Here is a 13113-nt window from a genome sequence, read left to right as displayed (position 1 = left end):
TATATGCCAGTTTCTTTTCACCCTAAGAAAACTAAAAAAACTGAAATAGTTTTTTTGTTTTTAAAACCAATTAATAGATAAGGATTTGAAATAGCAATGAAAAAAGAACAAACAGTAAACCGTTTAGACACAGAATCTGTAGGGAAATCTTTCCTGAGGTATTTAATCCCATCAATCATCGGAATGTTGCTGATGGCTGTCAATATTGTAGTTGATGGAATTATGGTCGGCAACAAGTTAGGTCCAGTCGCCCTTGCAGGTGTCGGAATTGCTGGCCCAGTCTATACAATTTTTGTCGCCATGTCATTATGGATTGGTATTGGCGCTGCGACCCGATATTCTGCTATGATGGGCGCTAAACGACCAGATCAAGCACGTATCATTTTTTCACATGCCATTAGCTCTATATTTATTTTAACGATGATCATCGGGCTTACTGCATTTGTCTTTAGAACAGAACTTGCGTATTTACTAGGGGCGAATGCCGATACGTTTGAATATACATCAGGTTATCTGAACGTCATGCTACTGTTTGGATTCGTCTTCACAGTAGAAAATGCTTTTAGTATTTTAGTGCGAAATGATGGCGGTCCAAATACAGCAATGATTGCACTAATTGCTACGTCAGTTGTCAACATCATTTTGAACTATGTGTTTTTATTCGTTCTTGATTATGGCGTAGAGGGTGCTGCTATTGCGACAGTCCTTGGGGCACTTGTAGGACTAATCATACTCAGCACACATTTTTTCAGAAAAAAAAGCAACTTGCGTTTTGTGCGTTTCAAATTTGATAAGAAACTCGCACTTCTTATATTAGTCATTGGTTTCCCAAGTTTTCTGGCGGAAGTCGGAATTTCGGTTTTTACAATTTCGCATAATCTCGCATTTAAAGAGCTCGCTGGAACTGTCGGCGTATCAGCATTTACAATTTTGAATTATGTTCATAGTGTGATGTTGCTGTTGTTTTTAGGAATGGGGTCCGCCATCCAACCACTGATTAGTTATTATAACGGGGCAAAAGATGAAAAGAAGATGAAACAAACAATACGTCTGGCAATTGGGACGGCTCTCGCAGCAGGTATCTTCTTTGTGTTCATCGGTCAATTTGCAGCAACACAAATTGTCAGCTTGTTCGGTGATTTCCCTGAAGAAGTGATTACACTGGCTGTATCGGGCATTAAGCTATTCTTTATCGCGTATCTCTTTATGGGAACAAACTTTGTCATGATGACGTATTATCAATCCATCGGACACATCCGAATGGCAACGTGGATTACTGCCGCACGTGAAATTGTCGTGTTGCTCATCTTGCTTATGATCATGCCACGATTATTTGGATTAACTGGTGTATGGCTCGCAATCCCAACATCCGAATTCATCGTACTTCTGACGATTTATTATTATCATAGAAAATGGTATAGCTAAGATATGGCATTGATTTTTTGGATCTGTGCTCGACATTTAAAAAGTAAATTTGACAAGATGAAGTCCAATTCCTGTGTGTATCTTCTAATATCAATAATATCTCGGTGTAATAACATTCAGATTTTGAATTGTACTTAAGTCAGCATGATGAAAGTCAGTAAGCTGTTGGAACTCTCTCTGAATGGAAAATTAGATTTGCGTTAATCCCGTCACTTGCAGAAGTGGCGGGATTTCTCTTATAAAAAGACCCTATTGGGAAAAATTAACCAAAAACTAAAGAGGTAAAGACAAACAAATTGTATATAATTTTCTTCTTCAACTAACGGGTGCTTTGATGATCATTGAGCTGTTCAGACAGCTCTTTTTTCTTATTGTGCTAACGGGGCAGTTTACTTGAATAAGGATTGCTAACCTATTTAGAAGATCGTAACTTTTTGTTATTATATTAGTATAGAGAAGTGATTAAATGAATTTAGGGGGTGTTTTTTTGTGAGTGTGAATATTGGCGATGTTATAGTGACTTTAATATATTTTGTCTTTCTTATTTTAGTTATTGCTATTATTTTTATTGCTTTTAAACGATTAAAAGATTCAACTAAAGAAAAACAGATAATTAACCAAAAATTAGACACTATTTTACAAAAGTTAGATGAGCAAAATAAACATTAATACTTGATTTTTTACTCTCTACGCCATTCAACTAATGGGTGCGTTAGCTGAAGATTGGAGCTGTCTTTAAGGTAGCTTTTTCTTATGGAACTAACGGGGCAGGTTAGTTTAAGAAGAGATTGGAGGAAGAATAATGACAAAAAATAAATTAATAGGTTTAGTTGCTTTAGGTTCTTTAATAACTGCAATTGGTTTTATATTGTTATTTTTCAGTGTTAACTTTGGATTATCAGTTGCTGAAAATTGGATATTTAAACAAGATGTAGTAGAAAATTCAACATACCTTGTTGTACTTGAAGGTTTTACAAATAATTTCTTGGCTGCTGGAAGTATCCTTTTTGGGATTGGTCTCACGACCATCATTTTTGCCTATTATAAGATACTTAATATTAACGAATAGAAGTAATAAATATTGTTTTTCTTATTCAACTAAACCAGCTAATAGAAAGTCAAGTAAAATATTTTTAATCGAAAAACACTTCATGTTATACTAAAAATGCACAACACAAATAACCCTCCTCATTAATGTGGAAGGTTTTTGTTCTATTTGAAAATACTGTAGCTAAATAGTTACTTGGAACGGTGTTTTCGTTTTTAAAATCGCATAAATCCAGTGTAAAAGCTTATTAGCACAAGCAATAATAGCTACTTTATACGGCTTACCTTCTTCGCGTTTTAAATCGTAGAAGGCTCGTAATCGTTTATTTCGTGCAATGGTTTCATCTGTTGTTTTCTTTTTACGGCTATCTCGAATTGAACAACGAACGGCTGTGTAAAGCATGTGGCGAAGTCTAGCCGAGCCGCGTTTGGTAATGTGATTTTTCGTGCCTTTAAAGCGACCTGATTCGAACACACTTGGGTCTAGTCCCGCAAAGGCTACTAACTTTTTCGGATGATTAAACCGCTCAATTTCCCCAATTTCTGAAAGTATCGTGGCTGCGATTTTTTCACCTATACCGGGAAGTGACTGGATTAATTCATATTCTTCGAGTTGTGCCGCCAATTGATCAATCTCACGCTCTAACGTAGAAAGTTGTTGGCGGTACGCTTGAAGTAAATCAATATACATATTCAGACTGACAAGAAGGCTTTGATAAAGCGTTGACTGAAATGGGTTACGTTCTGCAGCTGCGATTAATCGCTCAGCTCTTTCGTACGCCCACTTATACGAACGTGCTTTACAATGCTTATCAATAAATTGTGCAATCTCTTCTACACTTGTATTTAGTACTGATTCAGATGTAGGGAAGGACTGTAAAGTCCTTAATGAAATCTCAGCGTATAAATCACCAAAAACTCCTTTATACTCAGGGAAAACTTGATCTAATATAGCTTGGAATTGTAGCTTTGTTTGAACCATAATTCCCGTCATATTTTCGTGTTGCCTTGTCAGATGCCTAAGGTTTAAAAGCTGAATACCACGCTTTTTCTGAGGCTCTAAATCCTCTTTGTAATACAGTTCACCTAAGTGATAGGCATCAATGGCATCTGTTTTAGTTTTTCGTAAACTAGAGCTTTTCGCTCGATATGAAACGAGCGGATTGACGATAATGACAATGTATTCTCTAGTTTCTAAAAACTGTACAACTGAGGCATGATAATGGCCAGTTGATTCCAAAACAACAGGTGGTTTTAATCCTGTTTGACGCTCTAAATCTAGTAAATAAGAGTGTAACTCTTCAAGTCCTTCCACCGTATGTTCAATCTTCACACTGTTTTTATAGGGCATTTTTTTATCCAAGAACATTTGAACCTGACTTTCACCTTTGGCGACATCCAGACCAACTACTGGATTCATAGTTTATCTCCTCCTCATGTAGTGTATTGACCGGTAACCTCTATCTAGCTTGTTATTCATATCTTCGCTTGTTATACGGGATCTATTTGTCCCAACCAGCCTAATCATGTGTTAACAAGTAGAGGGCGAACTGTTTAGTTGTCGGGATTAAATCCCACGGGTGCTTCCGTTCTACCCCGGCTACTATCAATCTATAAATTGAATAAAAAATAGTCAACCAGATTTCTCTGGCTGACCTTATAATACGAACGGGTGCTTTACTTCAATAAGGAGTAGAGCCTTTTTCTTCTTGAACTAACGGGGCAGTTTAGTTCAATAAGGTGTTTGTTTTATCATTTAACAAGAGAGATAGATGGACGAAGAAAAAGAAGTAATATAGATTAATATTAGTTTCGGTGAACCGTACCACAAATAAGTGCGGTTTTTAATTAAATAAAAAATAATGGCCGATTTTCTATACTAATAGAAAATCGGCCATTATAAATCATATTAAGATTTTTTCATGCACTTCTATTACTGTGCAGTTAATCCGCCATCGATAACAAATTCTGAACCTGTTGAGTAACTAGCCTCATCAGAAGCCAAGAACAGTATCATATTTGAAACTTCTTCTGGTTGTGCTACGCGTTTTAATGGAATATGTTGAGAGAATGCTTCTACAGCCGATTTTGTATCTTCTTGTACAACCATTGGTGTTGCGATAACGCCTGGGTGTACAGAGTTTACGCGAATGCCCATTGGTGCTAGGTTGATCGCAGCCGCTTTTGTCATCCCACGTACTGCGAATTTTGTATCTGTGTAACCTACAGCACCACCAACTAAGCCGTTCATTGAAGAAATATTCACTATTGAACCGCCACCAGCTTTCATCATTGAAGCTGCTACAGTTTTCATACCTAAAAATACAGACACTTGGTTAATGTCTACGATGCGACGGTATTCTTCTACTGTAATATCAAGCATATTTTTCGCCATAGTAATACCGGCGTTGTTTACTAATACGTTTACTGGACCGAAAGCTTCTTCTGCTTTCGCAATAACTGTTGCCCAATCTTCTTCAGATGCAACGTTTTGTTTAATGAAAAGGGCATTTTCACCTAATTCAGCTGCGAATGCAATGCCTTTTTCTTCATTTAAATCTGTTAAAATAACCTTTGCACCGTTCTCTATGAATAATTTTGCGTGTGCCGCACCCATACCTTGTGCTGCTCCCGTAATAATTGCTACTTTACCATCTAGTCTTTTCATTATTATTTCTCCTTTATGAATAAGTATTTATTAATATACCTTGAAAAACAAAGATACCATTTGATATTTGTTAGGTAACTTTTAAGAATCAAGTTACTTTATGTAATTATATTATCTCGAATTCGAGATAATGTCAATTCAATGAACTCAGTTGACTAGTAAATTTTAAATATCTATAATAATTTTGTGCATTAAATGGTTAATTATTGGGTATTTTATTTTTATTTATAGTTATATATAATGATTATTAGTGTTTATATAGTTCTTTAGAATTTGTAGGGAATATTTAAGAAACATCTCGATAAGTGATGTGTAAAAATTAGTAAAATGAAATTAGTGCAATTTTGCTTGGATTTTTGTTCTGAGAAGTTATAAGCATGAAAACAGTTTCTCATTTTTTATTTAATCTGTTAGGGGATTGTAATATTAGGCAAGAAATGTGAAAAAATGAAAAGGACATATTAGTAGAAGTAATTGTAATTCAATCTTCTAGAACTGCTTTTTATTATTTTGTGGTGGCTTTACAGGATGCATCGAACTATTTTCGTATAATTGGAGAAAAACCGGACTCTGCAATGTAAAAGTATTGATAGATATAGGAGACACTTTGTCTAAAAGTTAATTGGAATTACATTTCATAATCTATTGAATGGAAATAAAGGTCTTCCAGCAACGCTTATGAAGGAAGCATCTAACATTCGTTATATGGCACATATCAAAGCTCTATTTGGTTTAGCATATTAATTATCAGTATTCAAAAACGTCCTTGTAATTGCATAGGTATTGATAAAGTCAAAAATAAAATAAGCAGTGGAAAGTTCGATTCAAACGAACTTTCCACTGCTTTTTGTTTTGGTTCAACTGCTATTTTATCAAATCAATAAAAGAAACAGTTGAAGATTACTTTCACAAGTACGGTGAAGATATTGAAATGGTAGTCATTGACATGAATCTAAACTGTAAATCAACTGTTCATCTCGCATTAGGTGGACTTGTCACTTTGGAAGATGGTTTTATTACTGTTACTATATCTAACTGGGTAATGGATGAGGTGGGTCGACAAGTACAAAAGAGAATGGGATAAATATAATCCAATATCATGTAATCACATGTTCTATATATTTTTGAAACAAGGTAACTATTTATTAAATCGCATCATTAGGTTTTTTTATTATAAATTATTAAAGTAGTCGAGTTCATGCAATTGACAATATCTCGAATTCGAGATAATATGAGTTACATAAAGTAACTTGGTTCTTAAAAGTTACCTAACAACTATCAAAAGGTATCTTAGTTTTTCAAGGTACATTTATAAATACTTATTCTTAAAGGAGAAATAATAATGAAAAGACTAGACGGTAAAGTAGCAATTATTACAGGTGGCGCAGGCGGTATTGGTATGGGAATGGCAACTGCCTTTGTAAAAGAGGGAGCAACAGTTGTAATTGTTGACTTAAATGCTGAAGTAGGAACTGAATCAATTCAGAAATTACAAGAATACCAACCAGAATCAATGTTCATTCAAGCAAACCTTGCAGAGCATGAAAAACTTGGAAACATCGTGGCACAAGTCGTTGAAAGATATGGCAAACTAGATATTCTAGTAAATAATGCACATGCATCAAGAATGAACTCGATTGCGGACACAACACAAGCAGATTTCGATTTATCATTTAATACTGGATTCTATCCAACATTCTACTTAATGCAAGCTGCACTACCATATTTAAAAGAATCAAAAGGAAATATCATCAACTTCGCATCAGGCGCTGGCATTAATGGCGACGTTAATCAAGCTTCTTACGCAGTTGCAAAAGAAGCGATTCGTGGAATTACGCGTGTGGCTGCGAATGAATTTGGTCCATTTGGTATCAACGTAAACATCATTGCACCAATCGCTAAATCGCCGGGTATGATTCAATGGGCAGAAGAAAACCCAGAATATTACCAAGGAATGCTTTCTAAAATTCCACTAAGAAGACTAGGTGAAATTGAGGACGATATCGGTCGCGTTGCAGTATTCTTAGCAAGAGAAGATTCGGCTTATATTACGGGTCAAACAATCATGGTAGACGGCGGATCAATTAAATTACGCTAATAATTTAAAAAGGGGGCCTTTACGTAAAGGGCATCCAAATTATAAATCATTATCTATCTAATAAAAAACAAGTATATGAAACTAACGCCATTTTGAGTAAGCAAAATGGTCATCAAATAAACATTGAATCGAGGAGTTCATCATGACTCAACAAAAGAAAAAAATCCACTATGCATGGTGGTTATTATTAGGCGTAGCACTTATGGTCGGCTTAGCAAAAGGCGGTATCATGACTGCAGGTGGGTTATTTTTAACACCAGTTACAGAAGATTTAGGAATTGGGATGGGAAGCTTAATGTTATACTTTAGTATTTCCTCCATTGTCACAATGATTTTCTTACCAATCGCAGGTAAAATAATGTCGAAGTTCGATATTAGGGTAATACTAGTAACGTCAATGGTTTTACAAGCAGGGTCATTTGCTATGTTCGGATTAATGAATTCTGTGTGGGGTTGGTATTTATTCAGTATCCCTATGGCGATAGGTTCGATTTTCATCACGCAAATCGCGGGTCCAGTATTAATCAATAACTGGTTTAAAAAGCATAACGGTTTGGCTATGGGTATTATGGTAGCGTCAGGTGGTATTTTCGGTGCGATTCTTCAACCAATGGCTGGTAACTTAATCGCTAACGAAGGTTGGAGAATTACGTATTTCGCATTAGGTCTAGGCGTAATGGCAATTGTTGTGCCAATCGTGTTATTAACAATTCGTATGGCACCTCAACAAAAAGGTTTTCAACCATTAGGTAGCAATGAAGTGCAAGCAGATAATCCAGCTTCTTCTCAACAACAAGAAGTTAAAGGTGTAACTGCTGCTGTAGCAAAAAAATCTAGCGCATTTTATGCATTATTACTATTCTTCTTCTTTATCACTGCAATTAGTAGTTTCGGTCAACACGTTGCACCATTCGCAATGGGCATAGGCTACGATATTAAATTTGCTGGTTCTGCAATGGGTGGTTGGCAATTCGGTGTATTAATCGGTGCACTTGCTTTCGGTATTTTAAGTGATAAGATTGGTGCAAAAAACACAGCAGTCTTCGCAATGCTATTAGGTTTAGTTCCAGTTGCTATTCTTTTAACAGTTCCAGAGAACCCATTAATGTTCAACCTAGCTATTGGTATTTATGGTTTTGTTGTTGCATCTCTAGGAACATTAGTACCACTTTTAACATCCGCTTTATTCGGTCTTAAAGATTACGCTCAAATCTACGCTACTGCTGCTCTTGGTTTAGCTATCGCTGGTATCGTTGCATTACCTGGATATGGCTTTGTTTTCGAACTAACTGGTAGCTATACATCTGTTTTATATGCAATTGCTGCTATGTTAATCATCAATGTAGTATTAGTATTCGTAGCATTTACAGGTAAAAAGAAATTAGAAAAAGCAGGTCTATGGAAATAATCATTTTATGAGATTATTTTAACTCAACATAGAATAGTATATTATGTTCAACTGTGAAAATTAGAAGACACTTTGTACTACAATACATTTATCTGTTATGATACAACCGATGCCCCCTCCTTTATTACTCGTATAAGTAATAAAGGAGGGGGCATCTTTTTTATTCATCATGAATAGAGAAGTGTATCGAACTCAAAAATTGAACAAAAAACGTTATTTCGGAATGGATCATTTGTTTTGGATGTTTTCGAAAAGATTGTTGCTCTTCAACTAACGGGGCAGTTTAGTTACAGAGGGTATAAATTAAGGGATTCGGAGATGTATGATGGCAAAGAAAAAAAGAAAAGCAGAAAAGCAGAAAAGCAGGATGGGTTTTTTAAAGAAATTTTAGGTGAGATTGGTGGTTCTATAATATTTGAAGTGGTCTGGAACATTATAATTTTTATACCAAGAATGATAATTCGCTTGATATCAAGCATTTGGTGAAGTCATTAATTCTTATTGAACTAACGGGGTGCTTTACTTGAAGATCATTGAGCTGCTTAGACAGCTCTTTTTTCTTATTGTACTAACGAAGCAGGTTAGTTGAATAAATGAGTTTTTAATAATTCTTTCGAGAAAGAGAAAAGGATGCAACTCTGTAAATTACAGAATTACATCCTCCTTCTAGGAAAAAGTTAATTATCCTTTTTGAACGTTAGTTGCTTGAGGACCACGTTGTCCTGCTTCAATTTCAAACGTTACTGGTTGACCTTCTTCTAAAGATTTGAATCCTTCGCTTTGGATAGCTGAGAAATGTACGAATACATCTTCGCCACCTTCACGTTCGATAAATCCAAAACCTTTTTCTGAGTTAAACCATTTTACTGTACCTTTTTCCATGAGAAAAAACCTCCGTTGCGTAATCCGCTCTTTATTTCTATTCTTGCTCAATTACTTAAGACGAAAATCACAGATTTGCAACTTAGTAAAGTCAAAAATAACTTTCTTATAAAATAGCATTATCCAAAAAAAATTTCAATTAGGAGGATAAGAAAAATATTAAAAAAATGTGACAAAATCAGCTATTGGTTTGTGAATAATCCTACTTAAAAGAAAATGGAGGCGATTGTTCAATTAGAGCAGTCGCTTCTTGTGCTAACGGGGAAGTTTAGTTGAATAAGAACTGTTGCATAGATTGGTTTTATGGAACCGTTTTAAATGAGCTGCAAGGAGAAGATTCTAGCTCTCATTTTGATGTTTTAACCTGACTTTATTGTAATGTACGTGCCCTTATATATAATTAAATTAGGGAATGTGAAAAATTGGTAAGGGGGCTTATTAAAGTGAAGAAAACATACGGTGAATATGCGACTAATAACGGATCTATTGAATATTCGATTGTAGGGTTAGGAGAACCAGTACTCGTTTTTCATGGTGGACATTCAAATTGTCAAGAAGAATTTGGATATAAAGCATTATCAGAGAATGGCTTCTCAATTATCACACCTTCAAGAGCAGGCTACGGAAAAACATCTAAGGAAATAGGAGATACACTTTCTATGGCTTGTGACTACTATGCAAAGCTATTACAGCATTTAAATATAGAAAAAGCTCACGTATTGGCTATATCAGCTGGTGGACCAACAGGGATTATTTTTGCAAAAAAATTCCCACACCTTACCCGTACACTTACTTTGCAATCTGCAGTCACTAAAGAATGGCTCACTCCAAAGGATCGAACATATAAAGCAGCATTGGTCTTATTCAATTCTAGAACTGAAAAGTATACTTGGGGTATGATTTCAGCGATGAGTAATCGTTTCCCACACTTCATCTTCAAACAAATGTTTTCTTCTTTTAGTACTCTAAAATACAAAGATGCAAAAGACAAAATTAATGGTAATGACATTACATTAACTGCTCAAATGAATAATCGTCAACGCTCTGGCCATGGATTCTTAATTGATTTATCGCAAACAAAGGAACTAACCGTTAAAGATTTAAAATCTATTAATTGCCCTACCTTAATTATGCATAGTAAATTTGATAGTTCAGTTGCTACAGAGCACGCCAAGCTAGCTCACGAAAATATATTACATTCAAAACTATGTTTATTGGATAACTGGGGACACTTGATTTGGCTTGGTAACTTATCCAAAGATACTGATGATTTAGTCATAAAATTTTTAAAAGATAATATCTCTTGATTAAGTAATTCTTCTCCTCACTATATAGTTACTGTATAGAAAACATATCTATTAAATCACAGCTACTGTTCGCTTTCATTGATCCACTAACGAGGACTTTAGTAGAAGAGCATTAATCTGTACAGAAGGCTCTTTTTTCTTATTCAACTAAAGGGGCAGGTTAATACAATGTGCTGTTTCCAAGAAAATCGTTACCTTTTTACTACTTTTGTAATAATTACCTGCTAAGATCGTAATATAAAAAGGGGTTATTTGAAATTTCAGTAATATGGGGGCGAAAAAATGTTTAATAAAGACTCAGAGAAGAATAAAGGCTCAAAGAAGAGATTTGAAGAAATCTTTACAGAAAATGGCGTGGCTAATGGAAACAGAATAATAGTAGATAGAGAAACAGGAATTCACTATTTATTTAGTTGGAGCGGATATGCAGGGGGAATTACCCTTCTATTGGATAAGGATGGAAAACCAGTGATAAAACCAAATAATGAATAACACACTTTATCTTGTTCAACTATAGGGTGCTTTACTTGAAGTTCATTGAGTTGCATATGCAGCTCTTTTTTTCTTTATTGAACTAACGAGGCAGGTTAGTTGAACAAATGAGTTTTTTTAAAAGTTCTTTCGCAAAAAGAGAAAAGGATGCAACTCTGTAAATTACAGAATTACATCCTCTTTCTAGGAAAAAGTTAATTATCCTTTTTGAACGTTAGTTGCTTGAGGACCGCGTTGTCCTGCTTCAACTTCAAACGTTACTGGTTGACCTTCTTCTAAAGATTTGAATCCTTCGCTTTGGATAGCTGAGAAATGTACGAATACATCTTCGCCACCTTCACGTTCGATAAATCCAAAACCTTTTTCTGAGTTAAACCATTTTACTGTACCTTTTTCCATGAGAAAAAACCTCCGTTGCGTAATCCGCTCTTTATTTCTATTCTTGCTCAATTACTTAAGACGAAAATCACAGATTTGCAACTTAGTAAAGTCAAAAATAACTTTCTTATAAAATAGCATTATCCAAAAAAAATTTCAATTAGGAGGAGTAAGAAAAATATTAAAAAAATGTGACAAAATCAGCTATTGGTTTGTGAATAATCCTACTTAAACGAATGGAGGCGATTGTTCAATTAGAGCAGTCGCTTCTTGTGCTAACGGGGCAGGTTAGTTCAATAAGAAATGATATAATAACACCAAATAAAAGCATTTAAAAGGTGGCTATTCAAATGGAAAATTGGATTGAATTATCCGTATTAGAGGATGGAGAGGTATGGGATAGAATATATGATGAACTTAATTTTGAACCCAGCATATCAAACTTCCCATCTTTTGAAGTTCCAAATCCATTTATCACATATGATGTATCCTCCTATTTAAATTGGTCCGAAGATTTTGATACTTATGATGAGATTTATAATGATCTAGAAGAAAAATCATTGCTTGTTTTTCAAGAACTCACACAGAAGAATGAATATATGTATGCGGTAGATTGGCAGCATACAGGTTATTGGATAAACCCTCGTTTGGAGTTTCCAAAAAGCGAGTTTGATGAATGGACGGTACCTATTTTTCCAAACGGTGATTATTACTTTTTTATTCAAAAAAATTTTGAATGGGGACTATTAGGACACCCTTGGGAAGAGACTATCACTATTTTTGGAAAAGAATTGATAAAATGTTTTGAAAAACATCAACCAAGAATGTTTCAAAAGATATTACGTCAGGGATAATTTAAACCTTGTTGAACTAACGGGTAGCGATTGTTCAATTAGAGCAGTCGCTTCTTGTGCTAACGCAGCAGGATAGTTGAAGAAGGTGAACTTGAAGGTTGTGGAGAATATGTAAAAAAGAAAAGGAAGATGGGAGGGTGCATAGTTTGAAGAAAACAATTGGTTGGACACTTGCTTTAACTACGCTTTTAATTGGAGGAGCAATCTATTATTTCATAACAGTTTCCCTATATGAACCATCGGAGAAGTTGTACAATTTTCCAATTCCTAAAAATGCTGAATTAGTTCAGGGAAATTCTCGAGGGAAAAGTTATGATTGGTCCTCGACCTCTGAAGAAAGCGGAATTCCATTTGGATATGAATTGGCAATTAAAGTGAGTGGGTGGAAAAAGGGAGAAAGAGATGGTGCTTCAGTTTATTATACAAAAGGGACTAAAAAAATAGATTTGATTTCATCTACGAAGCATTTGAACATCCTTAAAGTGGATGATTTGTGAATAACAAAGAATTACTTGTTCAACTAACGGTGTGCTTTACTTGAAGAGAATTGAGCA

15 protein-coding genes are annotated in these 13113 nt (G+C 35.0%); 11 read left to right on the top strand and 4 right to left on the bottom strand.

All coding sequences use genetic code 11. The annotated features are described in order from the left end of the window. The first annotated feature begins 96 nt into the window (after nt 1-96). The 3 genes from AC3IS5_RS19190 to AC3IS5_RS19180 all read left to right on the top strand — a co-directional run bounded on the left by AC3IS5_RS19190 (nt 97) and on the right by AC3IS5_RS19180 (nt 2494). The gene (locus tag AC3IS5_RS19190; protein WP_489425823.1) at nt 97-1425 is read left to right on the top strand and encodes an MATE family efflux transporter; all 1329 of its coding nucleotides are present in this window, start codon (nt 97-99) and stop codon (nt 1423-1425) included. Nucleotides 1426-1914: 489 nt separating this feature from the next. Beyond that, a complete protein-coding gene (locus tag AC3IS5_RS19185; RefSeq protein WP_038183346.1) occupies nt 1915-2094 on the top strand; it encodes a DUF4083 family protein in 180 nt (59 codons plus the stop codon). Between the two features lie 133 nt (nt 2095-2227). Continuing rightward, the gene (locus tag AC3IS5_RS19180; protein WP_489425822.1) at nt 2228-2494 is read left to right on the top strand and encodes a hypothetical protein; all 267 of its coding nucleotides are present in this window, start codon (nt 2228-2230) and stop codon (nt 2492-2494) included. Nucleotides 2495-2656: 162 nt separating this feature from the next. Here AC3IS5_RS19180 and AC3IS5_RS19175 read toward each other — a convergent pair whose 3' ends face one another. Together AC3IS5_RS19175 and AC3IS5_RS19170 are read right to left on the bottom strand one after the other, a co-directional pair. Then, nucleotides 2657-3892 (bottom strand): IS110 family RNA-guided transposase, encoded by a 1236-nt coding sequence (locus AC3IS5_RS19175; RefSeq protein WP_489425426.1) that lies wholly within the window; start codon nt 3890-3892, stop codon nt 2657-2659. Nucleotides 3893-4405: 513 nt separating this feature from the next. Next, nucleotides 4406-5140, bottom strand: a complete 735-nt coding sequence (locus AC3IS5_RS19170) for a glucose 1-dehydrogenase (protein ID WP_489425821.1) — start codon at nt 5138-5140, stop codon at nt 4406-4408. A gap of 931 nt (nt 5141-6071) precedes the next feature. Between AC3IS5_RS19170 and AC3IS5_RS19165 the strand changes: the two genes are divergently transcribed. From AC3IS5_RS19165 to AC3IS5_RS19150, 4 genes are all read left to right on the top strand, one after another. After that, entirely contained in the window at nt 6072-6224 is a 153-nt protein-coding gene (locus AC3IS5_RS19165; protein ID WP_489425820.1) for a hypothetical protein, read from the top strand. A gap of 258 nt (nt 6225-6482) precedes the next feature. Further along, a complete protein-coding gene (locus AC3IS5_RS19160) occupies nt 6483-7238 on the top strand; it encodes an SDR family NAD(P)-dependent oxidoreductase (protein ID WP_489425819.1) in 756 nt (251 codons plus the stop codon). 142 nt (nt 7239-7380) lie between these two features. Then, a complete protein-coding gene (locus AC3IS5_RS19155) occupies nt 7381-8646 on the top strand; it encodes an MFS transporter (RefSeq protein WP_489425818.1) in 1266 nt (421 codons plus the stop codon). A 318-nt stretch (nt 8647-8964) separates the two neighbouring features. Then, nucleotides 8965-9132, top strand: a complete 168-nt coding sequence (locus tag AC3IS5_RS19150) for a hypothetical protein (RefSeq protein WP_489425817.1) — start codon at nt 8965-8967, stop codon at nt 9130-9132. Nucleotides 9133-9327: 195 nt separating this feature from the next. Here the strand turns inward: AC3IS5_RS19150 and AC3IS5_RS19145 are convergent, their stop codons facing one another. Beyond that, entirely contained in the window at nt 9328-9528 is a 201-nt protein-coding gene (locus AC3IS5_RS19145; protein ID WP_489425816.1) for a cold-shock protein, read from the bottom strand. A 443-nt stretch (nt 9529-9971) separates the two neighbouring features. On the opposite strand from AC3IS5_RS19145, the gene AC3IS5_RS19140 reads away from it, so the two are divergent. Both AC3IS5_RS19140 and AC3IS5_RS19135 read left to right on the top strand, forming a co-directional pair. Then, nucleotides 9972-10835, top strand: coding sequence for an alpha/beta fold hydrolase (locus AC3IS5_RS19140; RefSeq protein ID WP_489425815.1), 864 nt, complete (start codon nt 9972-9974; stop codon nt 10833-10835). 282 nt (nt 10836-11117) lie between these two features. Next, a complete protein-coding gene (locus tag AC3IS5_RS19135; protein WP_489425814.1) occupies nt 11118-11327 on the top strand; it encodes a DUF6440 family protein in 210 nt (69 codons plus the stop codon). Nucleotides 11328-11525: 198 nt separating this feature from the next. Here the strand turns inward: AC3IS5_RS19135 and AC3IS5_RS19130 are convergent, their stop codons facing one another. Beyond that, on the bottom strand, nt 11526-11726 hold the full coding sequence (locus AC3IS5_RS19130) for a cold-shock protein (RefSeq protein WP_489425813.1): 201 nt from the start codon (nt 11724-11726) through the stop codon (nt 11526-11528). 329 nt (nt 11727-12055) lie between these two features. On the opposite strand from AC3IS5_RS19130, the gene AC3IS5_RS19125 reads away from it, so the two are divergent. Further along, on the top strand, nt 12056-12559 hold the full coding sequence (locus AC3IS5_RS19125; RefSeq protein WP_489425812.1) for a DUF2716 domain-containing protein: 504 nt from the start codon (nt 12056-12058) through the stop codon (nt 12557-12559). Nucleotides 12560-12705: 146 nt separating this feature from the next. Then, the gene (locus AC3IS5_RS19120; RefSeq protein ID WP_489425811.1) at nt 12706-13056 is read left to right on the top strand and encodes a hypothetical protein; all 351 of its coding nucleotides are present in this window, start codon (nt 12706-12708) and stop codon (nt 13054-13056) included. Nucleotides 13057-13113: the final 57 nt, after the last annotated feature.

The sequence above is a fragment of the Viridibacillus sp. KH_047 genome (genome assembly GCF_057838945.1).
This window is presented reverse-complemented; position numbering and strand designations above follow the sequence as displayed.